This window comes from Streptomyces sp. NPDC045470, from assembly GCF_040646595.1.
Lineage (GTDB): Bacteria > Actinomycetota > Actinomycetes > Streptomycetales > Streptomycetaceae > Streptomyces.
In genome coordinates this window covers 21275-47337 of sequence record NZ_JBEZAN010000006.1, presented here as the reverse complement: position 1 = coordinate 47337, position 26063 = coordinate 21275, and the positions used below count along the sequence as shown (strand labels likewise).

Sequence of the window (26063 nt, the reverse complement as noted above, 5' to 3'; positions counted from 1 at the left end):
GGCTCCCTCGTCTCGGGCCCGGGGTGGCCGGGCGGGTCGCTCGGGGCAGTGCGGGGTGGGGCGGTGCGGTGCGGGGTGCTGCGCGGTCGGGGTGCGGCGGTGCCGGCGGGCTGTGCGGTACGGCCCGCGCCGCCGGACCGTATCGCGCTCTGTTGACTGTCGTCACCGACACGTTACGCTGACGGCGGGCCGGCACGGCAGTACCCGGACGGTTTCCCCAGCACGTCACAGCCGGGGCGCCGGGCAGGTCCGAGCAAGGTTCCGAGCGTCCCCGCCGTCGTCCGCAAGGGGGCACACCGGCATGGACCTGACGCCTTCGGCGCACATCGACACCTTCACCCGCGACCACCTCCCGCCGGCCGGACAGTGGCCACGCCTCACGGACCTCGGCTACCCCGGCCGGCTCAACTGCGGTGCCGAACTGCTCGACGCCACGATCGAGCGGCTGGGCACCGGCCGCCCGGCCTTCCGGGACGCGTCCGGCGCGGTCTGGACGTACGGGGAGCTGCGTGACCGGGTGGACCGCATCGCGCACGCCCTCACCGACGACCTCGGCGTGCTGCCCGGCCACCGGGTCCTGCTGCGCGGCCCCACCACTCCCCTGCTGGCCGCCTGCTGGCTGGCGGTGATGAAGGCGGGCGCGGTGGCCGTGACCGTGCTGGCCGCACAGCGCCCGCACGAGCTGGCGACCCTCTGCGGCCTGGCCCGGGTGCACCACGCGCTGTGCGACGTACGGGTGGTCGGGGACCTGGCGGCGGCCGGGGTGCCGGGGCTGCGGATCATCCCGTACGGCGGGGACGGCCCCGACGACCTGCTGCGGCTCGCCGGGCGGCACCCGGGTCCGTACGAGGCGGTGCCGACCGCGGCCGACGACGTCGCGCTGATCGCCTTCACCTCGGGCACCACCGGACGGCCCAAGGGCTGTATGCACTTCCACCGCGACGTGCTGGCCATCGCCGACACCTTCTCCGCGCAGGTGCTGCGGCCCACACCGGACGACGTGTTCGCCGGCAGCCCGCCGCTCGGCTTCACCTTCGGGCTCGGCGGGCTGGTGATCTTCCCGCTGCGGGCCGGCGCGTCGTCGTACCTGGCCGACTGGGGCGGCCCGGAGCAGTTGCTGCGCGACATCGCGCGGCACCGCGTGTCCGTTCTCTTCACCGCGCCGACCGCCTACCGGATCATGCTGCCGAAGCTGCCCGGACACGACATCTCCGCGCTGCGCCGCTGCGTGTCGGCGGGCGAGAACCTGCCCGCCGCGACCTGGCGGGGGTGGGAGCGGGCGACCGGGCTGCGCCTCATCAACGGCATCGGCGCGACGGAACTGCTGCACATCTTCGTCTCGGCCGCCGACGAGCAGGCCAGGCCGGGGACGACGGGCCTGCCGGTGCCCGGGTTCGAGGCGCGGGTGGTCGACGCGGACGGCCGGACGGTGCCCGACGGGACGCCGGGGCTGCTCGCGGTGCGCGGCCCGACCGGCTGCCGCTATCTGGCGGACGAGCGGCAGCGGGAGTACGTACGCGACGGGTGGAACCTGACCGGTGACACCTATGTCCGGGACGCGGACGGCTACTTCAGCTACGTGGCACGGGCCGACGACATGATCATCTCGGCCGGGTACAACATCGCCGGACCCGAGGTCGAGGACGCCCTGCTGCGCCATCCCGACGTCGCCGAGGCAGCGGTCGTCGGGCGGGCCGACGCGGAGCGCGGCCAGGTCGTGGTGGCCCACCTGGTGCTGCGTACGGGGGTGCCGCGCGGCGCGGAGACCGAGGCCGAGCTGCGCGCGTTCACCAAGGCGGCCATCGCGCCGTACAAGTGCCCGCGCGAGATCGTCTTCCACGACGCGCTGCCCCGGACGCCGACGGGCAAGCTCCAGCGCTTCCGGTTGCGTGGGGGCGGGGGCGCGGGCGGGAGTGCGGGAGGCGGCGGTACGGCGGACACGGGTACGGAAGGCAGGGGCGCGGACGGTGCCGCCGTATGACCGGTGGCGTCCGTGGCGCCGGTACGCCGTGCCGTCGTACCTGCCGCGCCTGCCGCGCCTGCCGCGTCTGCCGCGCCCTTTGTACCTGCCGTACCGCGTCCCGGCGGCTGCGGTTACGATCGCGCCCTGAGCGGCCACGGTCCGGCTGCCGTTCGCGCGCACCCCTGCGTCCCGGGGCCGCGGGCCGGAGCACGACAAGGCGGGAAACGACCACGTGAGCGACCTGTACGCGCATGGCACGCCGGGGTCCCTGATCGTCACCTTCTACGGTGCGTACGGGCGCGGCCGGCCGGACGGTCCCGGTGGTCCGGGCGGCTCGGGCAGCTCGGACGATCCGGGCGGCCCGCCGGGCCCGGTGCCGGTCGCCGCGCTGATCAGGCTGCTCGGAGTGCTCGGCGTCGACCCGCCGTCGGTGCGCTCGGCGGTCTCCCGCCTCAAACGCCGCGGTCTGCTGGTCGCCGCCCGTACGGAGTCGGGAGCCGCCGCGTACGGGCTCTCGGACGCGGCGCACCAGCTCCTGGACGACGGTGACCGGCGGATCTACGGCCGGCCGTCCCCCGCGCCGTCGGACGGCTGGGTCCTGGCCGTCTTCTCGGTTCCCGAACAGGAGCGGCACAAGCGGCACTTGCTGCGCTCGCGGCTGGCCCGGCTCGGCTTCGGCACGGCGGCACCGGGGGTGTGGATCGCGCCGTCCCATCTGTACGACGAGACCCGGCACACCCTGGACCGGCTCCACCTTTCGTCGTACGTCGACCTGTTCACGGGCGCGCACGCGGGCTTCGAGCCGACCGCGGACGCGGTGGCGCGCTGGTGGGACCTGGAGTCCCTGGCCGGCCGGCACCGGGCCTTCCTCGCGGCCCACGAGCCGGTGCTGCGCCACTGGTCCAGCCGCCGCCCCGTCCCCCCCGAGGCGGCGTACCGCGACTACCTGACGGCGCTCGACGCCTGGCGCCGCCTCCCCTACGCGGACCCCGGACTGCCCTCTCCCCTCCTGCCCGAGGACTGGCCGGGCGGCCACGCGGCGGACGTCTTCGGCCGGCTGCACACCCGGCTGCGGGCGGCGGGCGCCCGGTTCGTGCGGACGGCGCTGGACGGACCGGGCCGGGCGGCGGCCACCGCCTGACGCCCGCGCGCGGTCAGCGCCTTCTCTGGTGGGAGGCGGTGGCGGCCATCGGCCGCGGCCGGGCGGCGGCGATGGTGGAGACGACCTCCTTGAACGAGCCGCACATGCGAGTGCCGGCCACCGCGGCCAACTCACCGAAACTGCCCACTCCGTAGGTGACCGCGACCGGTTCCATGCGGGCCGTCACCGCCATCCGCATGTCGCTGACCGTGTCACCGACGTACGCGCTCTCCCACGGCGCCACGCCCAGGTCCGCGGCGGCCCGCAGCACCATCTCCGGGTGCGGCTTGCCGCGCCGGACCATCTCCTGGCTGACGACGGGGCCCAGCAGGTCCCGGATGCCCAGCACGTCCAGCAGGGCCTCGGCGCCGCGGGTCCCCTTCGAGGTCGCCACGGCCAGCTCGATGCCGTGCGCGCGCAGCGCGGACAGTCCGGCGGCCACTCCGGGGAAGAGCAACCGGGGCCCCTCGCGCAGCACTTCGCACGCGAACAGTTCGCGGTAGCGGCCGATGGCGGCCGCTACCGCGTCGTGGTCCTCCGGCATGCCCAGCAGCTTGCCGAAGGCCGGTCCCGGCGGCTTGCCGATCGCGGCGGCGGCCTGCCGGGACGTGACCGAACGGCCCTGTTCGGAGGCGACCTTGACCAGCAGCCTGCTGATCGCCGGCAGGGTGTTGGCGAGGGTCCCGTCGAGATCGAAGACGGCGGCCCTGATGGTTTCGCCGACCGCGGCCCGCGCGGCACCCCCGGGACGTGGCACGGCTCCCGCTGAATCACGCATTGCTCGACACCTTCCGATTTCCTGTGAGCCTTGTGCATCTGTGGGTCCGGTCGCCGTCTTCGACGACGGCGCCGGACGCGGGAAGACGTGCCGACGGCGCCCACCCGGCAAGCGGCGGACGCGCCGGTGCACACCGGTGTCCAGGAGCGGCGTGCCCGCGCCGGAGCGGTCCGCTCCGGCAGAGCCCCTCCCCTGCCTCGCCTCCGCCAGATTTAAAAACCGTCTGCGCTGTTTGTCAATGCACCCTGCGGTACCCACCGCCCCCGGCGACAACGACCCATGTCGCCCCGGTGGCAGCGGAACTGATGCCGATTGACACAAACAGCAAACACGTTCACACCACCAGAATCAGAAGGTCACCGAGACCACAACAGCCACTCTCTGGTCCAGTTTCCGAACCGCATGGTTGGTTTAGTATGTAGAATGCGGTGCGCTCACAGCCGGACTAGAGACAGGACGGACACTGTGCCGACGCAGCATCGAGCGATACAAAGCCGCCAGGCTCTCCTCCGATCGGCCGCCGAGGCCTTCACCGAGAAGGGCGTGCCCGCCTCGGGCATGGTCGACATCAGCCGACGCGCCCGGCTGAGCAAAGGAGCCCTCTACTTCCACTTCGCGTCCAAGGAAGACCTCACGTTCGCGGTACGGGACGAGGCCCTCGGCGCCCTGCGGATCCTGGAGGACGAACTGGCCCGCACTCCGCACCCGGCCCCCGCCGCCGTACGGGACTTCGCCGTCGGGCTGCTCGGCCGGGTGGACACCGACGTCGTCGTACGGGCCGGACTCCAACTGCGCCCGGAAACCGCGCCGGGCATCGCCGAACCGGAGCTCCAACAGCGATGGTTCGCCCTCTTTCTGGAGAAGATCACGGCCGATCAGGCAGCCGGGAAGCTGCCGCCCGGCGACGACCCGCGGCGCTCCGCGCGACTGCTCACCGCACTCGTCGTCGGCCTGCTGCACCTGGGCCAGGAAGACCGTACCTGGTGGGAGAAGGACGTCGTCACGGACCTGTGGGCACAGTTACTGCCCGGCGGGGCGGAGACGGTGGCCGAGCCCGTCCCCGAACCGGCCCACTGACCGGTCCGCAGCAGCTCACCACCCGGCCGGTACCGGCTCTTTCACCACTCGACCAGCACCGCGCCCGTATGACAGCCCCGCGTCAGTTCGCACAGGGCCCGCGGTGCCTGGTCGAGACCCCGTACCCGGGTGTGGGCGAAGACCAGGGAGCCGTCCCGCAGCCCGCGCCCGAACTCCGTCGTCCACTCCCGGACCAGATCGGGGTGGTCGACCATCGAGAAGCCCCGCATCGCGACCCGGCGCGTCACCATGAGTACGGAGTCCACCTCGACCGGCGCCGCCATTCCCGCGCCGCCGCCCAACTGCCCGGAGAGCGCGCCCACCAGAGCGAACCGCGCGCCGGTACGGGCCACGGAGAGCGCCGCGCGCAGTTGTTCGCCGCCGACGAGATCCAGCAGGACGTCGATGCCGTCCGGCGCCGCCCGGCGCAACTGCTCCTCGACCGGGCCCGCACCGCGGAGCACCACGTCGTCGTAGCCGAGCGTCTCCCGGAGGTACGGGACCTTGTGCGCGGACCCCGTGCTCCCGATGACACGGGCCGCGCCCAGCCGTTTGGCGAGCAGTCCCGCCATGCTCCCGACGCCGCCCGCCGCTCCCGTCACGAACACGGTGTCGCCCGCCCCGACCCGCGCGGCGCGGGTCAACGCGCCCCAGGCGGTCGCGCCTTGGGACAGATGCGCGGCGGGATCGGGCAGCTCCCCCGGTCCGACGCGCCGGGCCCGGTCCTCCTCCACCGCCGCGAACTCCCGCCAGCCGTACGGGTGCACCACCAGGTCGCCCGGCGCGAATCCACCGCCGGACGCCCGTACGACCTCGCCCAGCGCCGGCCCCCACAGCGCCTGTCCCGGAACGAAGGACGGCATCGGCAGCTCGGCGTCGGTCATTTTCGTGCACATGGCCGCCGTCACCGTCATGATCCGGTTGCGGACGAGCAGCCGGCCCGGTCCCGCGGTGGGTACCGGCGCCTCGGCGAGCGTGAAGTGCTCCGGCCCGAGGGCTCCCCGGAGGCGGGCGGCGAGCCGGACCTCCCGGTGGGTGGCGGGAACGGCCGGGGCCGGGGAGACGGATGGGACTAACCGGGCGGACGGGCCCGACGGGTCGCCGGGGGCGAGGGGTTCGGGTACGGCGTTCGGTGTGGTCACGGCAGAACTCCTCTGGGTCGGCGGCTTCCGGCGGCCTCCGGCGGAGGGCCGCCGACCAGCCGGTTTCAATACCGCATGGTTGGCTTTTTTAACGTGCCGAAAATAGACTGACGGACCGGACTCGTAAGGTTGCCCCCAAGTACGACACCCCCCTCGAAGAGCACTCGAAAAGCATACGGAGGACGATCGGTGGTCAAGCAGGAACGCGCAGTGCGCACACGACGTGCCGTCCTCGAAGCGGCGGCCCAGGTCATCGGCACGCGCGGGTACGAAGCGGCCACGATGGCGGAGATCATCCAGCGGGCCGGCGTGACGAAGGGCGCCCTGTACTTCCACTTCGCCTCCAAGGACGCCCTCGCCCGCGCCGTCATCGCGGAACAGACCGACCCCTTCATTCCGCAGGTCACCGACTCCCGGCTACAGGACGCCATCGACTTCACGCACCAGGTGGCGGTGGGCCTGCGGGACGACCCGCTGCTCCAGGCCGGCACCCGGATCGCCGTCGAGACCACGTTCACCGACGAGCCGCTGGTCCCCTACCAGGCATGGATCGACATCGTGACGACGATGTTCGCCGACGCCAAGGAGAAGGGCGAACTGCTCCCGGCGATCGCGCCGGACCGGGCGGCGGAGTTCTTCGTCTCCGCCTACATGGGGGTGCAGCTCTTCTCGCACGCCGCCTCCAACCGCCACGACCTGCCCGAACGCGTCACGGCACTGTGGAAGCACATCCTCCCCGGGCTGGCCTCGCCGGGCGCGCTGAGCCATCTCGACCCGCACGGCCGCTCGGTACGGACCGCGGCCTGACGGCCCCTCGGGCCGCACCCCCCACACCGGCCGCCGTCCCGCCCCTCCCCGTCACCCCCTCCCGCACCGGCCGCCACTCTTGGTAAGAAAGCCGGTGGAAGCACTAGAAAACAAACCATCCGGTTTGTATCTTAGGCCGCGTCGGTCCGCCACCGAGGCCCACTCCGTCCGAGCGGAGTGAGCCGCTACCAGGGAAGGAATCCGCATGGCCAGCGCCACGCTCACCGCGCCGTCCACCGCAGCAGACCACCGTCCGTCCGCCGGACGGGAGCACCGCAGCCTCTCGGACCTGCCGCCGCTGACGACGACCGTGCCCCGGCAGTACGTGCACCGGACCGCCGTGTCCGAGGTGTTCCTGACCGACTGGCGCCGGGCGGGGTCCGGGGCCTGGGTGGTGAGCGCCCAGTGGCCGCGGGCGCACAGTTTCTACGGCCCCGTCGACGGTCTGCACGACCCGATGCTGCTGGTGGAGACGATGCGGCAGGCGAGCATCCTGCTGGCCCACGTGGCACACGGCGTACCGCTCGACCACCCGATCATCTGGCAGGACCTGCGGTACTCCGTCCATCCCGAGGCGCTGCGCGTCACCGGCGCTCCCGCCGAGATAGAACTGCACATCACCGACCACGCCCTGCTGTACCGCGGCAGGCGGCTGGCGGGCGCGCGACTGCGGTACCACGTCCTGCGGGACGGCGCCGAGCTGGCCACCGCCGAGTTGCACTTCGCCTGTCAGACCCCCGCCGTCTACCGCCGGCTGCGCGGCGAGTACAGCGACCTCCAGCGGGCCAACGCCCGCACCCTGGACCTGGCCGAGCCGGTCGCGCCCCGCCTCGTGGCACGCGACCGCACCCACGACGTGGTCCTCTCCCCCACCGGCCACGCCAACCGCTGGCAGTTGCGGGTGAACACCGCGCACCCGGTGCTCTTCGACCACCCCGTGGACCACGCCCCGGGCATGCTGATGGTGGAGGCCGCCCGGCAGGCCGCGCACGCCGCCGCCGGCCCCGGCTTCTCGCTGCCCGCCGACATGGAGTGCTCCTTCCACCGCTACGGCGAACTGGACGCCCCGTGCTGGGTCGAGGTGACCCCCGGCCACGACGGACGGGGCCGCCGCCTCCTCGACATCGACATCCAGCAGAACGGCCGGTCCGTCTTCACGGCCCGCACCGCGAGCCGGTCCGCCCCCGGCCGGCCCACCCCCACCGGCTGACCGCTCACCCCAGCGTCAGCCGCGGCTTCGGCGCGTCCGTACGGCCGGTGGGCGGGGTGCGGCTGCCGGCGCGGTACGGCAGGGGCCACGGCGCTCCCGGCCCGGTGTAGCCCTGTTCGGCGGCCGCGTGCAGGGTCCAGTGCGGGTCGTACAGATGGGGGCGGGCCAAGGCGCACAGATCGGCGCGGCCGGCCAGGACCAGGGAATTGACGTCGTCCCAGGAGGAGACGGCGCCCACCGCGATCACCGGGACGCCCAGGCGGTTGCGGATGCGGTCGGCGAACGGGGCCTGGTAGGAGCGGCCGTACTCGGGCTGCTCGTCGGGGACGACCTGGCCGGTCGAGACGTCGATGGCGGCGGCGCCGTGGGCGGCGAAGGCGCGGGCGATCTCCACCGAGTCCTCGGCGGTGGTGCCGCCCTCGGCCCAGTCGGTGGCGGAGATCCGTACGGTCATGGGCCGCTCGGCTGGCCAGACGGCGCGTACCGCGTCGAAGACCTCCAGCGGGAAGCGCAGCCGGGCGGTGAGGTCGCCGCCGTACGCGTCGGCGCGCCGGTTGGTGAGCGGGGAGAGGAAGCCGGAGAGCAGGTAGCCGTGGGCGCAGTGCAGTTCGAGGAGGTCGAAGCCGGCGCGGGCGGCGGAGCGTGCGGACCGTACGAACTGCTCGCGGACGCCGGCCAACTCGGGTGCGGTCAGGGCGTGCGGTATCTGGTTGACGCCGGGGCGGTACGGCAGCGCGGAGGGCGCCACGAGCGGCCAGTTGCCGTCGGGCAGCGGCTGGTCGATGCCGTCCCACATGAGGCGGGTGGAGCCCTTGCGGCCGGAGTGGCCGAGCTGGACGCCGATGGCGGTGCCGGGCGACTGCGCGTGCACGAAGTCGGTGACCCGGCGCCAGGCCGTCTCGTGTTCCGGTGCGTACAGGCCCGTGCAGCCGGGCGTGATGCGGCCCTCGGGGCTGACGCAGACCATCTCGGTCATCACCAGTCCGGCGCCGCCGAGCGCGCGGGCGCCGAGGTGGACGAGATGGAAGTCGCCCGGCGTGCCGTCGCCGTCGGCGGAGTACATGTCCATCGGGGAGACGACGACCCGGTTGCGCAGGGTCAGGCCGCCCAGCTCGAAGGGGGTGAACATGGGCGGCGTGCCGTCCGGGACGCCGGCCTCCTCCTCGACCGCCGCGACGAAGGCCGGGTCGCGCAGCCGCAGGTTGTCGTGGGTGACGCGGCGGCTGCGGGTGAGCAGGTTGAAGGCGAACCGGCGGGGCGGCTGGCCGACGTACTCCGCCAGTTCCTCGAACCAGGCGAGGCTGGCGCGGGCGGCCCGCTGGGTGGAGGCGACGACCGGTTGCCGCTCGGCCTCGTACGCGGCCAGCGCCTCGGGGAGACCGGCGTGCTCCTCCAGGCAGGCGGCCAGGGCCAGGGCGTCCTCGACGGCCAGTTTGGTGCCGGAGCCGATGGAGAAGTGCGCCGTGTGCGCGGCGTCACCCAGCAGGACCGTACGGCCGTGCGACCAGCGCTCGTTGACGACGGTACGGAACGCGGTCCAGGCGGAGTTGTTGGAGCGCAGCGGGCGGCCGCTCAGCGCGTCGGCGAAGACCTTGGCGCACCATTCGGCGGACTCCCGTTCGTCGCAGCGGTCCAGGCCGGCCCGGCGCCAGACCTCCTCGCGCAGCTCGACGATCACGGTGCTGGCGCCGTACGGGGGCTCGGCGCTCGCCCGGGCGTACGGGTAGCCGTGCAGTTGGACGACGCCGTGCTCGGTCTCAGCGATCTCGAAGCGGAACGCGTCGAGGGCGAAGTCGGCGGCGAGCCAGATGTAGCGGCAGCGGTGGGTGGTGACGCGGGGCCGGAAGACGTCGGCGTGGGCGGCGCGGGTGAGGCTGTGCACGCCGTCGGCCGCGATCACCAGATCGTGCGTGGCGGCGAGTTCGGCGGCGGGCGGGGCCTGGGTACGGAAGTTCAGCCGTACGCCGAGGGCTCGGCAGCGCTCGTGGAGGATGCGCAGCAGCGTACGGCGGCCGAGGGCGGCGAAGCCGTGCCCGCCGGAGGTCAGAGCGTGCCCGCGGTGCACGATGTCGATGTCGTCCCAGCGGACGAACTCGCGCTGGAGCGCGCGGTGAACCTGCGGGTCGGCGTGTTCGATGCCGCCGAGGGTCTCGTCGGACAGCACGACGCCGAAGCCGAAGGTGTCGTCGGGGGCGTTGCGCTCCCAGACGGTGATGTCGCGGTCCGGGTCCAGGCGCTTGAGGAGGGCGGCGGCGTACAGGCCGCCCGGGCCGCCCCCGATGACGGCCACCTTCCGGGCGGCCACCCCTACTTCCCCTGCCACTTCGGGGGCCGCTTCTCGGTGAAGGCGGCGTGGAACTCGGCGTAGTCGGCGCTGTTCATCAGCAGCGCCTGGGTGGCGGCGTCCATCTCGACGGCGGCGCCCAGCGGCATGTCCAGTTCGGCGGTGAGCAGCGCCTTGGTCTGGGCGTGGGCGAGCGCGGGCCCTTCGGCGAGCCGCTGGGCGAGGAGGTGCGCGGCGGTGTCCGCGCGGCCCTCCTCGGCCAGTTCGCTGAGCAGGCCGATGCGCTCGGCCTCGGGGGCGCGGACCGGTTCGCCGAGCATCAGCAGCCGGGTCGCGTGGCCGAGGCCGACCACGCGCGGCAGCAGGTAGGCGGCGCCCATGTCGCCGCCGGAGAGGCCGACCTTGGTGAAGAGGAAGGCGAAGCGGGCCGAGGGGTCGGCGACACGGAAGTCGGCGGCCAGGGCGAGCACGGCACCGGCGCCCGCCGCGACCCCGTGCACCGCGGCGATCACGGGGAACGGGCACTCCCGTACGGCCCGGACGACCTGGCCGGTCATCCGGTTGAAGTCGAGCAACTGTGCGGTGTCCATGGCGAGCGTGGCGCCGATGATCTCGTCGACGTCGCCGCCGGAGCAGAAGCCGCGGCCTTCGCCGCCGAGGACGAGGGCGCGCGCGGACCGTTCCCTGGACAGCTCGGTGAGCAGGTCCCGCAGGTCGGCATAGGCTTCAAAGGTGAGCGCGTTGAGCTTGTCGGGGCGCGCGAGGGTGACGGTGACGATGCCGTCTTCCCTGGTCACGCGGATGTGCTGCCATGCGTCGGTGGTACGGGCGGAACCTGTGAACGGGCTCATCGGGCAACTGCCCCCTTCAGCCGGACGGCTGGTGCAGACACGCAATCGCGCTTCGAAGCTATCACCGTTACGTGACTGTCGTCACGAGTGCGCGATAACCGGCCAGTGGCGTCGGAGGCGGGCGCGGCGGAAGCGGAATGAGCGCCTGCGCGCTGCGGGGCCTGCTCGCCCGGCTGCCGCAGTGGTGCGGCGCTCCCGTCAGCCGACCGTGCCGCGGTGGCCCGCGGCGGCGGTTTCCCGGCCGTCGCCGGCGGGTTCCGCACCGCTCCGCCCCAGCCGGGAGTTCCGCTGCCCGTACAGCGCGTAGACGAGCGCGCCGACCACCAGGAACCCGGCGAACTGGAGCCAGGTCGCCGGACCCGTCCCGTAGATCAGGTAGCCGCAGAAGGCGATGCCCAGCACCGGGCTGAGCGGGAAGAGCGGCACCCGGAAGCGGCGCGGCAGGCCGGGGCGGGTGCGGCGGAGCACCATGACGCTGACGTTGACCACGGCCATCACGGCGAGCGTGCCGATGGTCGTCAGATTCATGACGACGTCCAGCGGGACCACCGCGGCCGGTACCGCGAAGAGCACGGCCACGATCCAGGTGCCCGCCACCGGGGTGGAGGTCTTCGGCGAGATCCGTTCGAAGACCCGCGGGACGAGCCCGTCACGGGACATCGACATCAGGATGCGGGTCTGTCCGTACATGACGGCCAGGACGACGGAGGCGATGGCGACGACCGCGCCGAAGGCGATGACGCCCCCGCCGACGGCGGAGCCGGTGACCTGGTTGACGACGAGTGACAGGGCCGCGGGCTTGTCGCCGACCTCGTCGGCGGAGAGCGCGCCGATGGCGGAGAGCGCGACCACGCAGTACAGGACGGTCACCAGACCGATGCAGATCATGATCGCGGTGGGAATGTTCCGGCGCGGGTTCTTCACCTCTTCGCCCGCCGTGGTGATCGCGTCGAAGCCGATGTAGGAGAAGAAGGCGACCGAAGCGCCGGAGGTGACGCCGGCGATCCCCTCGGGGGCGAACGGCGTGAGGTTGCCGTCCTGGAAGGCCGTGAAGGCGATGGCGCAGAACAGGACGAGGACGCCCAGCTTCAGCACGGCCATCGCGGCGGTCGCACGGGCGCTCTCGCGGATGCCGCGCACCAGCAGCACCGCGGCCAGCAGCATCACCACGACGGCCGGGATGTTGACGATGCCGCCGTCGCCGGGCGGGCTGGACAGGGCGGCGGGCAGCTGCCAGCCGACGAGGCTGTTCAGCAGCTCGTTCAGGTACTGCCCCCAGCCGACGGCGACGGCCGAGACGGAGACGCCGTACTCCAGCAGCAGGCACCAGCCGACGAGGAACGCGGTGCGCTCGCCGAGCGTGGCGTACGCGTAGGAGTAGGAACTGCCGGACACCGGGATCGCGCCGCCCAGCTCCGCGAAGGAGAAGGCGGTGAAGACGCAGGTGACGGCGGCGAGCACGAAGGAGACGAGGACGGCGGGGCCGGACCGGGCGACGGTGTCGGACAGGCCGACGAAGATGCCGGTGCCGACGATGGCGCCGATGCCGAAGCACACGAGCTGGAAGAGCCCCATGGTGCGCTTGAGGCCGTGGCCTTCGAGATCCGCGCCGGATTCGGCGACGAGGACGTCGGGGGACTTGATGCGCAGTCCGGACGGACCTGACGGAGGCATGGGGGTGGTTCTCATCTCTGGTGGAGCGTGGTGCGTGGTGCCTGGTGCGTGGTGCCTGGTGCGGTGCGCGGCGGGGTGGGCCGCGTACCGGGCGGGGCCGGGGCCGGTGGGCCCGTTCCCGTGCGTCCGTTCGATGGTAGCCCGTATGCCTGCATGATCGCCCATGGGGCCGTATAGCCATGCAATACGGGCGCGCGGGGCCGCGCGACGCCGGGCCGCGCGGCCGTGGCGACGGCTCTCAGGCCATGGTGGCGACCAGGACCGCCTTGATCGTGTGCAGCCGGTTCTCCGCCTCGTCGAAGACGACGGAGTGCGCCGACTCGAAGACCTCGTCGGTGACCTCCAGGGAGGTCAGACCGTGCCGCTCGAAGATCTCCCGGCCCACGGCGGTGCCCAGGTCGTGGAAGGCGGGCAGGCAGTGCAGGAACTTCACGTCCGGGTTGCCGGTGGCGCGCAGCACGTCCATCGTGACGGCGTAGGCACCGAGCAGCGCGATCCGCTCGTCCCAGACCTCCTTGGGTTCACCCATCGAGACCCATACGTCGGTCGCGACGAAGTCCGCGCCGCGCACGCCCTCGGTCACGTCCGCGGTGATGGTGACGCGGGCACCGCTGTGCGCGGCCAGCTCCTTGGCCCGGGTGACGACCTCCTCGTCCGGCCACAGGCCCTCGGGCGCGACGATGCGTACGTCCATGCCGAGCAGCGCGCCGGTGATCAGGTAGGAGTTGCCCATGTTGTAGCGGGCGTCGCCCAGGTAGGCGAGGGTGACCTCGGTCAGCGGGCGGCCGGGCACGTGCTCCTTGATCGTGAGCACGTCGGCGAGCATCTGGGTGGGGTGCCACTCGTCGGTCAGGCCGTTGAAGACCGGGACGCCGGCGTACGCGGCCAGCTCCTCGACGACCGACTGCGAGCTGCCCCGGTACTCGATGGCGTCGAACATCCGGCCGAGGACCCGGGCGGTGTCCCGCACCGACTCCTTGTGCCCGATCTGCGACCCGGCGGGGTCCAGATAGGTGGTCGAGGCGCCCTGGTCCGCGGCGGCGACCTCGAAGGCGCAGCGGGTGCGGGTGGAGGTCTTCTCGAAGATCAGGGCGATGTTGCGGCCCCGCAGGCGCGCGACCTCCTCGCCCGCGCGCTTGGCGGCCTTCAGCTCGGCGGCCAGGTCGACGAGGCCGTGGAACTCCTCGGCGCCGAAGTCCAGCTCCTTGAGGAAGTGGCGGCCCTTGAGGTCTGTCGCCATGGGGTGGGCTCCTAGGTCGCGGCGATCGGGACGTTGGAAGTGTATACGACAGTCCGTATCCCTATACAGGGAGGCCGCCGGTCCCGGCCCGTAAGGGCGCCGCACCCTCCCGCTGTTCTTCCCCGCCGCGGGCGGCTCCTCCCCTACACGGGGTCGCGTTCCACCGGGCAGCTCATGCAGCGCGGTCCGCCCCGGCCGCGCCCCAGCTCGCTGCCCGGAATGGTAATGACCTCGATGCCGCGCTTGCGCAGGAAGGTGTTGGTGGTGACGTTGCGCTCGTACGCCACCACCACGCCCGGCTCGACGGCCAGCACGTTGCAGCCGTCGTCCCACTGCTCACGCTCGGCCGCGTGCACGTCCTGCGTCGCGGTCAGCACCCGGATGTCGTCCAGGCCCAGCGCCGCCGCCATGGCCCGGTGCATGTGCTCCGGCGGGTGGTCGGTGACCTTCAGCTCCTGGTCACCGGCGCCCGGCTCGATCGTGTAGGAGCGCAGCATCCCCAGCCCCGCGTACTGCGTGAACGTTCCACCGTCCACCATAGTCATGACCGTGTCCAGGTGCATGAACGCCCGCCGCTTGGGCATGTCCAGCGCCACGATCGTCCGGGCCGACCCCGCCGCGAACAGACCGCGCGCCAGCATCTCGACCGCCTGCGGGGTGGTCCGCTCGCTCATCCCGATCAGCACGGCCCCGTTGCCGAGCACCAGCACGTCGCCGCCCTCGATGGTCGACGGATAGGCCGCCTGGCCCTCCGACCAGACGTTGAAGCCGCCGCCGCGGAACAGCTTGTGGTGCCGGTAGATCGCCTCGTAGTGCACGGTCTCGCGCTGCCGGGCCGGCCAGCGCATGGCGTTGATGGACACCCCGTCGTAGACCCACGCCGAGGTGTCGCGGGTGAAGAGGTGGTTGGGCAGCGGGCGCAGTACGAAGTCGTCGAGGTCCATCACATGGAAGCGGACCGAGGTGGGCTCCGGGTGCGCCGCCAGGTACTCCCGCTTGGTCATCCCGCCGACCAGCGCCTCCACCAGCTCGGGGACGGCCATCGCGTCGAAGACGGCCCGCAGGTGGTCGGTGGCCAGCGGTCCGTACTCCTTCTCGTGGAAGACCCGGTCCAGGACGAGCGTCCGGGCCTCGGGAACCTGAAGGGTCTCGGCCAGCAGATCCGCGAACAGGTGCACCTCGACCCCCCGGTCCCGGAGGATGTCCGCGAAGGCGTCGTGCTCGGCACGCGCCCGGCGCACCCACAGCACGTCGTCGAAGAGCAGGGCGTCCTTGTTGGTCGGGGTGAGTCGCTTCAGCTCCAGATCGGGGCGGTGCAGGATGACGCGGCGCAGCCGCCCGGCCTCGGAGTCGACATGGAATCCCATGTCCCCATCTTCGCCGCTGAAGGCCCCGACGGAGGGTCACGGAACGGCCGCGCCACGGGTTTCCGCGTCCGCCGTACGACCGTGGTCCGGGCCCCGGCGCGGGGCGTACCGGGCGGGCAGGCCGCCTAGGAACCCGTCAGGGCGATGACGGCGATCATGATCACGGCTACGGCCACCACCATGAGGAGCGCACCGACCCATATCCGGCCGGCCGGAGCCTCGTCCCGGTCCGGGTCCGGGTCCCGTGCGCCGCCCGGCGCGCGGCCGCCGCGGGAGCGCGGCGCCCAGGACCGGAGGCCGCGTCCGGCGCTCCGGCCGGCGAACCCGCGGACGCCTCGCCGCGGCTCTTCCCGCACCGAGGAGGCCGCCGTCGTCTCCGGGGCGGTGTGTGTCGCGGCCCCGAACAGCGCCCGCCAGCCCTGCTCACCGAAACCGGTGGGCCTGCCGTCGTCGAGCAGGTGCCCCAGCGCCTCACGGCCCAGTCCTTGGTCGCCGTTCCACAGGTCCGGCAGGACCTGGCGCAGCAGGGCAGGGATCTGGCCCTGGTCGCCGTACGGACGCACCAGCCCGTCGTACAGGCGCACGGCGGTGTGCACCCGCCCCTGGTCGGCCGGCCCGGTGACCGGGTACTCGGCACGGCGGTCCCCGTGCGGGCCGAGGAACAGCCGGGCCCGGAGCAGCCGTTCGCCGAGCTCGTGGGCGTCGGCGGCGGAGCGGTGCGGAGCCCGGAGGATCAGCACCCGGGCCACGCGGTCGGCCTGCTGGGCGGGGAGGCCGCCGCCGAGCACCTCCAGGAGCACCCGGTCCGCACTGTTGGCCAGGTACTCCCCGGCCTCCGTGCCGTCGCGGCGCAGGACGTCGTCGAGCACCTGGGCGCTCACCCCGCGGGCGAGCCCGGCGTCGGCCCGGACGGCCGGTGAGGCGGGCGGGTCGTAGGACCGGCCGTCCCCTCCGTCGCGGGACCGTTCATACGCCTGGCGGTCATGGTCCCGATCGTGGCCTCGGTCCTGGCCGCGATCTCGGCCCCGGCCCCGGTCCCGGTCCTGACCCTGATCCCGATCCTGACCGCGATCCCTGTCCCAGTCCTGGTCCCGGCCCTGGTCCGGTGTGCGGCGGCGCGTCGGCCTCTCCTGGTCCTGATCCTGCCGCATGTTGTCGAACACCGTGGCGTCGTACGGCTGGCCGCCGTACGCCGCGCTGTCGTACCGCTGCTCCTCCCGGGCCCGGTCGTACAGCGGTTCACGTGGCTCGGCCGTCCGGCCGGTGCGGGTGCGGCGGTGGTCCCCGGCGTGACTGAGCCACTTCAGTGCCTCGTGCACCAGGCGTACCCGCTCGTCGAGGCGTTCCTTCTCGAAGACGTGCAGCTCGGCCAGGGCGCGACGGGTCTCGCGCAGCGCGCCGGGGTCGTGGCGGATCTCCATGTAGTGCTCGGCCAGCCCGGCGGCGGCCTCTCCGGCCGGGTCACCGTGGTCCGGACGGGCGGGGTCCAGGCGGGTCAACTGCTGGTCCTGAGTGGCCGACACGGGCCAGCGCGGGACGAAGACGTAACGGAACGGTCCGCCGTCCCGGGTGTCGTGGGTGGCGAACGACCAGCCGGGCAGCGCCCGGCCGGTCAGGTTCCACAACGCCCACAGAACGTGGACCGGGCCGTCACCGCCGGTGTGGTCCCGCACGGAGAGCCGCTGCCGCGGTTCGCGCAGGCGCCCGGCGAGCACCGTCGTCAGTTCCGCGTCGAACAGACGGGCCCGCTCGGTGAGTTCCGGCGCCGCCCGCTCGGTGGCCGCCCGCAGGGCCTGGGCCGGTACGCACTCCAGGGACCGCCCCTCGGCCTCCAGCAGGTCGATGCCGCTGCCCTCCCAGCGCCAGGAGTGCAGGCCCAGGCAGCGGCCGGGCGTCAGCACGGACGGGCTGCCCAGCAGCGCGTGGGAACAGGTGGTGGGACGGCCGCCGTGATCCTGGCCGGGGATGCGGCGAATCAGCAGGACCGAACTCTCGGCTCCCCGCTCCCCCCGCAGCTCCACCCGGGCCAGGCTCTCGCGGGCCCCGTCGCCGGGCACGCTCAGCAGCGTGGCGACCTTGCGGTAGATGGGCCCCAGCCCGTCCCGGTTGCCCGACCAGGCGACCGGGCCGACGCCCGCGCCGCCGACGGCGAGGTCCGCGTCCCAGCGGAAGACGATCTGGTGCACCGGCGCGTCGGTCCCGCTCACAGTCCCACCTCCTGGGAATCGGCTCCCGGCAGGAGCCCGCACATCGCGAAGATCGACAGCAGCGGGGCGAGCACCCGCCTCGGCCGTACGCCCTGGGGGAAGCCGCCCGCGTCCTCCTGGCCGCCGGTGGCCGACGCGAAGTGCAGGGTGCACCGCGCGCAGTCGCTGAACGGTTTGAGCCAGGCGGGCCCGCCGTGGTGGCGCAGGAAGGCGTACACGTCACGGCTCTCCTCGCGCAGGGCCCGGGCCGTCGGCCGGGCGCTCTCGGGTGCGGTCAGCCAGCGCGCCACGGCCGGCTCGAAGCGGATCAGGTCGCTCTTGCCCACGACGACCGCGGCCGCCTTGTCCACGTACGGCCGCCCGTGGCGCGGCAACCGGTCCAGCACGGTGCCGAACGAGCGGTCGCCGAGGTCGTCGGTGCGCTGCTTGGTGCGTTCGCGTACGGCGTCCAGGTACGGCAGCGGCAGCGCGCGCAGCGGGTCGACCACGAAGAGGAACGCGTCGACGGCGGCGAGGAACCGGGTCACCCGGCCGGTGCGTTCCAGGTCCTCGCCCGACAGGTCGAAGAAGACCACGGGCCGGGGTCGGTCCGTGCCGCCCCCGCTGACCAGCAACCCGTCGGCGAACTCGGCGAAGTCCGTCTGCTCGGTGTGCGCCAGCAGCTCGCCGGCCCGCAGCTTGAGCACCCGCTCGTCGAGGTAGGAGCGGTGCGAATCGGTGTGCAGCGCAGTGGCCTTGAGGCCGTGGGCGTCCAGCGCGCCGCGCTCCACCTCGCCGATCATCGAGGCGAGCAGATGGGTCTTGCCGGCGCGCGAGCTGCCGACCAGGGCCACGGTCAGGGGTTCGCCGTTGCGGAGGTAGGGCGCAGGCAGGAAGTGACGCTGCATGCCGCCCGAGTTGGAGCACTCCTGGAAGGCCTCGCGCAGGGCGTCCTCGCGACGCAGCTCGTTGTCGTCGTTCTCGATGTCACGGGAGACGAAGTTGTTCTCGTGATCCCGCACGAACAGCCGCGTCCTGTCGTAATGGATCGTGTCGAGGCAGTGCGGACACACCACGCGCCGGGCGCCGGACTCTTCTTCCCACGTGCTCACCGGCGCCCTCCCGTGCCCGTACGGCCGGTGCCGAACAGGGCGGCGCGCAGCCCGCGGCCCGGCGCCCGGGCGCCGTTTCCCGCCGCCGCCTCCTGGTCGCCGTTCAGTCTCAACTCCGTTCTTTTGCGCGCCAGTTCTTCGTCGAAGGCGCGGCGCCCCGGCTCCAGGGGGTCGGCCGGCAGGGGGCGGCTCTGGAGCGGGTCCTGCCGGTTGAGCATCCGCAGCACCTCGACGGGGTGACCGCGCTCCGCCGCCCTGGGCGCGAAGGCGGTGGACAGCACGCCGAGCGCGGGCAGCCGCGCCAGGTCGCGCGGCGGCCCGTCCGGCTCCCCTTCGCGGCCGGTGACCAGGTGGTACATCATCTGGGCCACGCTCCACAGGTCGTCGCGCGGGTCCGCTGCGCCGTGCCCGGCACGCTGCTCCGGCGAGGCCCAGGGTGCCTCGCCCAGCGCCTCGCGGGGGTGCCCGGCGCGGGTGGCCAGACCGGGCTCGGGCAGCCGGACGTGGCGGCCGTCCCACCGTACGGAGTGCGGGGTCAGCCCGCGGTGCACGACACCCACGGCCTCCAGCAGCCGTACGGCCAGCACCAGTTCGCTGCGGATGCGCTCCTGCTCCTTGACCGTGGTGCGGCCCGCGAGCGCCGCCAGCGGGCGCCCGCGCGCGGGTTCGTAGAAGACGAACGGCTCCCGTACGTCCAGGTGGTAGCCGCCGAGCCGGGCGAACAGCCGGTGGTACGGGGCGTCGCCGAACGCCCGGCGCACGGCGAGGCCGACGCCCACCTCCGCCTCCAGCCGGTCGCGGGCCCGGTGGTCGCCGCGCACGGTGTGCGCGAGGCGGTACTGCATCACCCGCCAGTCCTCGCCCAGGGTCATCGGCCGGGTGCGCAGCCCGTGCCGCTGCTGTCCGGGCGGCAGGTCTCCCCAGTAGGCCGCCGGGAGCCGGGCGAGCGAGCCTTCATCCGTGAAGAAGGCCAGTTCCACGCGGTCGCGGGCCGGGCGGCCGCCGCCCCGCGCGGCGGCCGCCACGGGCACCTCGTCCTCGGGCTCGGTGCCGCCGTCCGGCCCGCGGTCAGGCGCCCGCGGCGCGTCCTGCCGGTCCGCCCACTCGTCCATGACGTCCCCTCATTCGTTCGCGTTCGCGGGCAGTTCCGGCCCGGTGGTGCCGCCGTCGCGCAGCCGGACCGTGCGCACCGAGCCGGTACGCAGCGGCAGCAGCCGGAAGACGCCCGCGTACCGGCCGGCCGGGGTCCACACCATGTCGTCGGTGCCGAGGGGGTCCTCGGCGTGCCGGGTCGCGTCGGGGGCGAAGCACACCCCGCGTCCCGCGTACCGGTCGCGGGAGAGCAGCCGGCGGTGTTCGGCCGCGCAGAGCGGCACCGTGCCGGTGCCGTCGCCGTGTTCCCGGAGGATCCGGGCGACCCGGTCGGGTGCCAGGCCGAGCAGGACGGCCGGGTCCGGCCGGGACGCGGGGTCGCGGGCGAACGCCGGGGCGGCGGCGACGCCGTCCCGGGCCAGCCGTGCGGTCTCGTCGTCGATCAGCGCCCGTACCTCCCGGTCGAGGGGCAGGGCGGTGGCGGCACCCGGGTCCCGCTCGATGGCGCCCCAGTACGGGTCCAGGAGCCCGGCGACGCCGTCGGCGAGGTCGCCGACGAGGGTGGCGACCAGTTCGGGCCCGCCGTCGCCCGCTTCGCGCTCCAGCCAGGGCACGGGGATGTCGTGGGGCGGCGGTGCGGCCGGGGCGGCGGGGCCGGACGCCGCGGCGCTGTCCGGCGGCCGGGGCGGCGGCACCGTGTCGGCGAGCGGGTCGCGCCAGGGGGCGCCGCGGCCGGCGGCCGGTCCGCCGCCGGGCTCCGGATCCCCGTCCCAGTCGTCCCAGTCGTCCCACCCCTGGGCCGTGGAGTCGTCGTACCGGGGGCCGGCGTCCTCGAAGGAGTCGTACGCGCCCGGCGCGGCGGCGCTCCGGTCGTACGGCGGGCCGAACCAGTCGTCGTCCAGCAGGTCGTCGGCCGGCGGGCCGGCCGCCGAGCCGCCGCCGCGGTCCGCCACGGGTACGGGATCGCGGCCCTCCGCGGCGGCCGCCGCGCGGCGGATCATCCCGGCCACCGCCCGCGCGCCGTCGGCGCAGTACAGGCGGGCGTCCGCGAGCAGCCAGTCGTGGGTGACGGCGTCGGCCAGCAGCCCGTCGAGGGAGTCCAGGACGTCCCGCCCCTCGGAGCCGCCGCCCGCCGCCCACCACACGTCCAGGGCCTCGGTCCAGCGGCGCACCGCCAGCAGCGGCAGCACGATCAACGCCACCAGCAGGGTGCTCAGTCCGAGCCACGCCGGCACCGCGAGCACCTGGCCCAGGGTGATGCCGACGGCCGCGCCGAGCAGCCCGGCGCCCGCCTGCGCCAGGGCGCCCGACCGTCCGCCGCCGTCGAGGTGCCCGTCCCCGGTGCGCCCGGGACGGCGGGCCAGGGCGAGCGTGGTCAGCCCGGCGGCGGCCAGCGCCGCCAGCGGTCCCAGCACCCAGCCGGGACCCGGCCACAGACCGGCTGCGGCGGCGACGGCGCAGCCGCCCGCCAGTTCCGTGACGGCCGCGCCGGGCACCTCGAACGGCCGGGGCCCGGCCATCCGCCGCGGCAGGCCGGGCGGGCACAGCTCGTCGAGCCGGCCGAGGCGGGCCGCGCTGCCGGTGGGCGTGGCCAGGTCGGCCACCGCGCCGAGCCGGGCCGCCGTCGAGCGCAGCGGCAGCCGCTGCGCCAGCAGGCCCTGGGTGTAGTCGCGCAGGCCGGGGCCGATGCGTTCGCGGTCGGCCTCCGGCACGCGGGGCAGGTCGATGCCGCGCTCGTACAGCCGTCGGCGCTGTTCCGGGGGGAGGCCGACGCCGTCCCCGTCGCGCAGGGTCTCGGCGACGGTCTCGCGGTACGCGGTCAGTTCCGCCGCGGCCGCGTCGAGGCGCTCGGCGAGGTCCACGTCCCCGGCCGCGCCGCGCAGCAGACCGCCCGCGCCGCGCTGCCGCCCGTACGCGTCCTCGGCCTTCAGCAGTGCCGACTCGCAGGCCCAGTAGCGCTCGTCGGCCTCACCGCCCGGCCGCCGCCATTCCTCGCTGTGCACGGGCTCGGTCGTCCCGGCGCCGACCAGGGGTGCCAGGACGGCGGGCACCCCGCCCGCCTCCGGGTCGGTGACCGCGATCCGGCCGCCGGGGTCGTCCTGGCCGACCAGGCCGGCCAGCGCCTGCCGCCGGACCCGGTCGCGGGCCGGGTGCGAGAGGTCGTGCTCCAGGACGCGCAGGGCGGGTACGGCCACGCCGTCGGGCAGCCCCGACACCGCGTTCAGGACGGCGTCGAACACCGCGGGGGCGGCGAGGATTTCGAGGAGCGGGCGCAGCGCGCCGTCGTCCTCCTCCGGGGTGGGGGCGGTCGCCGTGCCGCCGTGCGGGTCGAGGATCCACAGCACGCCGACGGCGGGTGGGCGCAGCGGTGAGGGGCGGTCCAGGGCCCAGGGCGTCGGCGCGGGCGGTACCGCGACGCCGTCGCCCGGTTCCGCGGGCGGGGCGCCGACGGCGACGCACAGCGCGTGGCCGGTGCCGTAGGCGAGGACCTGTTCGTAGACGTGCTGGTGACGGGTGAGTCCGGTGGCGGTGTCCACGAGCAGGAAGCGTTCGGCCTCCTGGGCGGGGGCGCCGCCCAGCGCGGTGCGGACGGCTCTGTGCAGGCCGTCCGCACCGTCCAGGCCGGCGTGGTCGCCCCGCAGGTCGAGGGTGACGACCGGTGCGGCGGTGCGGGCGCTCACAGCAGGTCCTCCTCCCTCGGCTCCTCGTCCCACGGGTCGGCCCACAGGTCGTGCTCGGCCGCGTCTCCCGGGCGGCCCGCGTCGGCGGGCTTCGCCGGCGACCCGTGCAGTTCCTTGGTGTGCGGTTCGTGCGGCTCGTGCGGGTCCTTCGCCCGCGGGGGCGGGGGCTCGTGCGGTTCCGGTTCGTACGGCTGGGTGTGCCGCGTACGCGTGTCACCGGCCGGATCGTGGCCGTTGGCCCGGTGCAGGCGCGACGCGGCGGTGCCGGTCTCCCGGAGCTGGGCCTGGGCCTGGGCCAGGGCGCGCAGCGAGGGCCGGTTGGCCCGCAGGCTCCTGGGGAAGCGCAGGTCCAGGGCGCCGTCCAGGGTCGTGGTCCAGAAGTGGGACAGCGGCTCGATCCAGTCCTGCTCGTCCTCGTTCAGGTCGTGGGCGCGTTGCCGCAGCCGTGCCGCCTCCGCCGGTGCCACCCGGCGCAGGAAGGTCCAGAACAGCCGGTCCGGCTCCCTCGGTGTGGTGCTCAGCCCTTCCGGCAGGGACTCCATCAGCACCGAGCAGAAGTCCTTGACCGCCGATCCGGCGTCCAGCAGCGCCCAGCGCTCGTACGCCCGCAGCAGGTCGGACCAACTGGAGACGTCCCGGTCGTACGGCTGGAGGGCGAGGGTCATGGTGGCCGAGTCGCCGCCGCGCAGCCGGAAGCAGACGGACTCCGGGGAGAGCGGGTCGCCGGTGACCTCGACGCGCCCGTTCCACATGGCGCTCAGCATGCGTTGCAGCACCCGCTGCCGGTCGCTCTCCGTGCTGGCGAGCCAGGAGTCGCGGTAGCCGGTGCGCTGCCGCCACTGGAGGTGGTCCTCGCGGCCCTCCCGGTCCCTGGCCCGGCCCCACAGGCGCAGCACCTGCCGTACCTCGGAGATGTCGGTCAGGCTCATCTCGCTGCGGAACAGTACGACGGTGATCGACTCGGTGACCACGGCGCGGAATTCGGGCGGCAGCCGGTTCTCGTCGCGCGGCAGCAGCAGCGACTGCTCCAGGAAGCGGTCCACGCTGCCCTTGGCCTTGGTCTGCGGGCGGACGATGAGCGTCTTGAGCTTGCCGGTGCCGTCCGGGGTGAAACCGGCCGGCAGCAGCCCGGCGAGCTGGGAGCGGAACTGCTCCAGCCACTTCTCGTCGACCGCGTCGGCGGCCTCCTCGTCCCCGGAGGCCGCCGCGAGGAGGTCGCCGAGGGAGGGCAGCAGCGGCCGCTCGTGGTGCACGCCGGCCTCGCCGAACAGCTTCTTGATCCGGCCCTCCAGGACCTGCTTGACCTCCTTGACGACGGCGCGCGGCGAGCGCTGGACGGCTTCCAGGGCGCGTTCCCAGTGCCGCGGTTCGACGATGCGGACGAGCAGCGTGGCCTCGTCCTGGCTGTCCGGGATGCCCTCGCGCTGGAGGAGGCGGGTCAGGACGTCGTCGTAGAACGCGTCGAGGGAGTTCTGCGGCGGCAGGAGGTACGACACGCCCGTACGGTCCTCGCGGTACAGCTCCCGGCGCCGCTCGCGGAACAGGCCGTTCTCCCCCTCCTCGTGGTCGCGGAAGGCGCGTACCAGCGCGGAGAGTTCCTTCATGGTCCGGTCGGCGATCGGCCGCCAGCGGGGCTCCTGCGCCTTCCACCGCTCGTGCCACGTCCGGTTGGTCGCCCAGCGGTACCAGGCGTCCTGCTCCTGGATGGCGTTCTCCACCTCGGGGTCGCCCCAGCGCGCGGGCACCACGCCGGCCATCCGGCGGCCGATCCTCGGCACCTGCGGCGCGTCGTTCTCCACCCCTTCGGGGCGCTCGGGACGGTTGCGCCGGTTGTCGAGCATCCCCGAGAAGCCCTCCCGGGCCACCCGGTCGCGGTCGCCGGGGTTGCCGGTGAACACCCGCTCCAGCCGGAACGGGTCGTGCTCCTTGAGCAGATGGAGCAGTCCGCGGCGCGGGTTGAAGCGCTCCGCGCTCTCCACCGTGCGGCGGGCGAGATCCTTGTCGAGCGCGCGCAACTGCTGCTCCATGTTGGCACGCCGGTGATTCAGCTCCTGGCTGATCGCCCGCACGCCCTTGGGCACCTGCTCGGGCGCCCGCACCGGCCGCGGCTCGCGGACCCACACGTCCTCGATGCCGGACTCCTTGAACGCCTCGACGACGAGGGCGCGGTGGTCCTCGCCGCCCTGCCGGGCGCGGTCCAGCAGACCGCGGACGGCGCAGGCCAGCATCCGGGCGGCGACGATCTCGGCGAGTTCGTCGACGGGGACGGTCATGGAGGCCGCGAGGCTGGTGGACATGCCCTGCAGGCCGATGCCGGTGGCGGCGGCCGCCGACCGGCTGGCCCCGCGGTTGACGAAGCTGGCGGCGAAGGACTGGTAGGCGTCGTCGGCGCGCCCACGGCCGTTCTCCTCGCCCAGGTCGGTACCGATCAGCGAGGTCACCATGGCGGTGATGGAGCGGCGCAGGTCGTCGGGGCGCATACCGGCGGTACGGCTGAAGAGGAACGCCGTCTGGACGGTGGAGGTGCGCAGGCTGACCGGCACCATGTCGGGGTACTTCACGCTCAGCGAGCCGCGCTGCTCCACGTCGCCGAGGTCGGGGGTGGCGTCCGCCGCGTTCTGGTCGTCGACCAGGTGCGAGAGGTCCACCAGGGCGCGTGCGGCGTTCAGTTCGGCCTCCCGGCCGCCGCCGGCCTCCGGCGGGAACGCCGACGGCATCACGACCAGCGGGTAGATCTTGGCGCCGGGCAGGTTCACCGAGTGGAAGGCGTGCCCGAGCAGGTGCAGGAAGTCGTAGAAGATGCCGGCGCCGGTGCCGCCCGCGACGGAGAACGCCACGAACACGTCGTAGCCGCGGATCTGGCCGCCGCCCAGCTCCTGGAGGTCGCCCGCCGACTTGCTGAGCGCGTCGATCGCCGCCCGCAGCGGGCCGAGCACCTGGTCGGGGCCGTTGCGCAGGGTGGCGAACAGCGCGGCCCGGCCGACGGTGGGCAGCTGGCCCGCGCCGGTGTGCAGCGGGGAGACCCGGGGCTCGTCGACCCGTGGCGGCAGCCAGCCCACGGTCTCGTCGTGCTGCGCGATGCGCAGCATCCGGGTCATCTCGGGTGAGTTGTCGTAGGTGGGCAGCAGGTTGTGCACGGCGCGGGAGGTACGGGCGTACGCCGCCGCCTCCGGACCGCGGGCGCTCAGGTGCGGCAGCCGGTCCAGTTCGGCCTCGCTGAAGTCCGCGTAGACGAACTGCAGGCAGTCCGGCAGTTGGAAGGGGACCCGTTGCTTGCCGCGGCCGACCAGGTCGGTACCGTCCGGGCCGCACAGTTCGCGGCGCAGGTTCCGCTCCAGTTCGGCGCCGATGCGGGCGCCGGTGCCGCCCAGCCCCACGAACAGCATGGGCTGGTAGATCTTCATGTGGTCGCTCCCCTCGTCCGCCCGTCGTGGGCGGCCTGTGCTGCGAGATGTGGT

At 73.9% G+C, this 26063-nt stretch carries 17 protein-coding genes; 5 read left to right on the top strand and 12 right to left on the bottom strand.

The window, feature by feature from the left end; genetic code table 11:
• Positions 1-301: 301 nt before the first annotated feature.
• Both AB0A97_RS19435 and AB0A97_RS19430 read left to right on the top strand, forming a co-directional pair.
• Entirely contained in the window at positions 302-1981 is a 1680-nt protein-coding gene (locus AB0A97_RS19435; RefSeq protein WP_361151216.1) for an AMP-binding protein, read from the top strand.
• Between the two features lie 214 nt (positions 1982-2195).
• Positions 2196-3104: a PaaX family transcriptional regulator C-terminal domain-containing protein gene (locus AB0A97_RS19430; protein WP_361151213.1), complete on the top strand. Its 909-nt coding sequence runs from the start codon at positions 2196-2198 to the stop codon at positions 3102-3104.
• A gap of 13 nt (positions 3105-3117) precedes the next feature.
• Here the strand turns inward: AB0A97_RS19430 and AB0A97_RS19425 are convergent, their stop codons facing one another.
• On the bottom strand, positions 3118-3882 hold the full coding sequence (locus AB0A97_RS19425; RefSeq protein ID WP_361151210.1) for an HAD family hydrolase: 765 nt from the start codon (positions 3880-3882) through the stop codon (positions 3118-3120).
• A gap of 423 nt (positions 3883-4305) precedes the next feature.
• Here AB0A97_RS19425 and AB0A97_RS19420 point away from each other — a divergent pair, with 423 nt between their 5' ends.
• On the top strand, positions 4306-4959 hold the full coding sequence (locus tag AB0A97_RS19420; RefSeq protein ID WP_361151207.1) for a TetR/AcrR family transcriptional regulator: 654 nt from the start codon (positions 4306-4308) through the stop codon (positions 4957-4959).
• A gap of 41 nt (positions 4960-5000) precedes the next feature.
• Here AB0A97_RS19420 and AB0A97_RS19415 read toward each other — a convergent pair whose 3' ends face one another.
• The gene (locus tag AB0A97_RS19415) at positions 5001-6101 is read right to left on the bottom strand and encodes an NADP-dependent oxidoreductase (protein ID WP_361151204.1); all 1101 of its coding nucleotides are present in this window, start codon (positions 6099-6101) and stop codon (positions 5001-5003) included.
• Between the two features lie 210 nt (positions 6102-6311).
• Here AB0A97_RS19415 and AB0A97_RS19410 point away from each other — a divergent pair, with 210 nt between their 5' ends.
• Together AB0A97_RS19410 and AB0A97_RS19405 are read left to right on the top strand one after the other, a co-directional pair.
• Positions 6312-6908: a ScbR family autoregulator-binding transcription factor gene (locus tag AB0A97_RS19410; protein WP_361151201.1), complete on the top strand. Its 597-nt coding sequence runs from the start codon at positions 6312-6314 to the stop codon at positions 6906-6908.
• Positions 6909-7113: 205 nt separating this feature from the next.
• Complete coding sequence (locus tag AB0A97_RS19405) at positions 7114-8118, top strand: ScbA/BarX family gamma-butyrolactone biosynthesis protein (protein ID WP_361151198.1); 1005 nt, start codon at positions 7114-7116, stop codon at positions 8116-8118.
• A gap of 4 nt (positions 8119-8122) precedes the next feature.
• Here AB0A97_RS19405 and AB0A97_RS19400 read toward each other — a convergent pair whose 3' ends face one another.
• From AB0A97_RS19400 to AB0A97_RS19355, 10 genes are all read right to left on the bottom strand, one after another.
• Positions 8123-10423, bottom strand: a complete 2301-nt coding sequence (locus AB0A97_RS19400) for a bifunctional salicylyl-CoA 5-hydroxylase/oxidoreductase (RefSeq protein WP_361151195.1) — start codon at positions 10421-10423, stop codon at positions 8123-8125.
• A 2-nt stretch (positions 10424-10425) separates the two neighbouring features.
• On the bottom strand, positions 10426-11253 hold the full coding sequence (locus AB0A97_RS19395; RefSeq protein WP_361151192.1) for an enoyl-CoA hydratase family protein: 828 nt from the start codon (positions 11251-11253) through the stop codon (positions 10426-10428).
• Between the two features lie 198 nt (positions 11254-11451).
• Complete coding sequence (locus AB0A97_RS19390) at positions 11452-12927, bottom strand: amino acid permease (protein WP_361151189.1); 1476 nt, start codon at positions 12925-12927, stop codon at positions 11452-11454.
• Positions 12928-13165: 238 nt separating this feature from the next.
• Positions 13166-14167, bottom strand: a complete 1002-nt coding sequence (argF, locus tag AB0A97_RS19385) for an ornithine carbamoyltransferase (RefSeq protein ID WP_361151186.1) — start codon at positions 14165-14167, stop codon at positions 13166-13168.
• Positions 14168-14310: 143 nt separating this feature from the next.
• On the bottom strand, positions 14311-15534 hold the full coding sequence (locus AB0A97_RS19380) for an arginine deiminase (RefSeq protein ID WP_361151183.1): 1224 nt from the start codon (positions 15532-15534) through the stop codon (positions 14311-14313).
• A gap of 125 nt (positions 15535-15659) precedes the next feature.
• Positions 15660-17741, bottom strand: coding sequence for a hypothetical protein (locus tag AB0A97_RS19375; RefSeq protein ID WP_361151180.1), 2082 nt, complete (start codon positions 17739-17741; stop codon positions 15660-15662).
• Entirely contained in the window at positions 17738-18832 is a 1095-nt protein-coding gene (locus AB0A97_RS19370) for a hypothetical protein (protein ID WP_361151177.1), read from the bottom strand. Before AB0A97_RS19370 ends, AB0A97_RS19375 begins: the two co-directional genes overlap by 4 nt.
• On the bottom strand, positions 18829-19944 hold the full coding sequence (locus AB0A97_RS19365) for a hypothetical protein (RefSeq protein WP_361151174.1): 1116 nt from the start codon (positions 19942-19944) through the stop codon (positions 18829-18831). The genes AB0A97_RS19370 and AB0A97_RS19365 overlap by 4 nt, the downstream gene beginning before the upstream one ends.
• A 9-nt stretch (positions 19945-19953) precedes the next feature.
• Complete coding sequence (locus tag AB0A97_RS19360) at positions 19954-22605, bottom strand: hypothetical protein (protein WP_361151171.1); 2652 nt, start codon at positions 22603-22605, stop codon at positions 19954-19956.
• Positions 22602-26009 (bottom strand): tubulin-like doman-containing protein, encoded by a 3408-nt coding sequence (locus tag AB0A97_RS19355; protein WP_361151168.1) that lies wholly within the window; start codon positions 26007-26009, stop codon positions 22602-22604. The genes AB0A97_RS19360 and AB0A97_RS19355 overlap by 4 nt, the downstream gene beginning before the upstream one ends.
• Positions 26010-26063 lie beyond the last annotated feature (54 nt).

Excerpts from the sequence above, each read along its gene's own strand:
- AB0A97_RS19435 (WP_361151216.1), top strand. The coding sequence starts at position 302 with ATGGACCTGACGCCTTCGGCGCACATCGACACCTTCACCCGCGACCAC.
- AB0A97_RS19425 (WP_361151210.1), bottom strand. The coding sequence starts at position 3,882 with ATGCGTGATTCAGCGGGAGCCGTGCCACGTCCCGGGGGTGCCGCGCGG.
- AB0A97_RS19420 (WP_361151207.1), top strand. The coding sequence starts at position 4,306 with ATGCGGTGCGCTCACAGCCGGACTAGAGACAGGACGGACACTGTGCCG.
- AB0A97_RS19405 (WP_361151198.1), top strand. The coding sequence starts at position 7,114 with ATGGCCAGCGCCACGCTCACCGCGCCGTCCACCGCAGCAGACCACCGT.
- AB0A97_RS19395 (WP_361151192.1), bottom strand. The coding sequence starts at position 11,253 with ATGAGCCCGTTCACAGGTTCCGCCCGTACCACCGACGCATGGCAGCAC.
- AB0A97_RS19390 (WP_361151189.1), bottom strand. The coding sequence starts at position 12,927 with ATGCCTCCGTCAGGTCCGTCCGGACTGCGCATCAAGTCCCCCGACGTC.
- argF (WP_361151186.1), bottom strand. The coding sequence starts at position 14,167 with ATGGCGACAGACCTCAAGGGCCGCCACTTCCTCAAGGAGCTGGACTTC.
- AB0A97_RS19380 (WP_361151183.1), bottom strand. The coding sequence starts at position 15,534 with ATGGGATTCCATGTCGACTCCGAGGCCGGGCGGCTGCGCCGCGTCATC.
- AB0A97_RS19365 (WP_361151174.1), bottom strand. The coding sequence starts at position 19,944 with ATGGACGAGTGGGCGGACCGGCAGGACGCGCCGCGGGCGCCTGACCGC.
- AB0A97_RS19355 (WP_361151168.1), bottom strand. The coding sequence starts at position 26,009 with ATGAAGATCTACCAGCCCATGCTGTTCGTGGGGCTGGGCGGCACCGGC.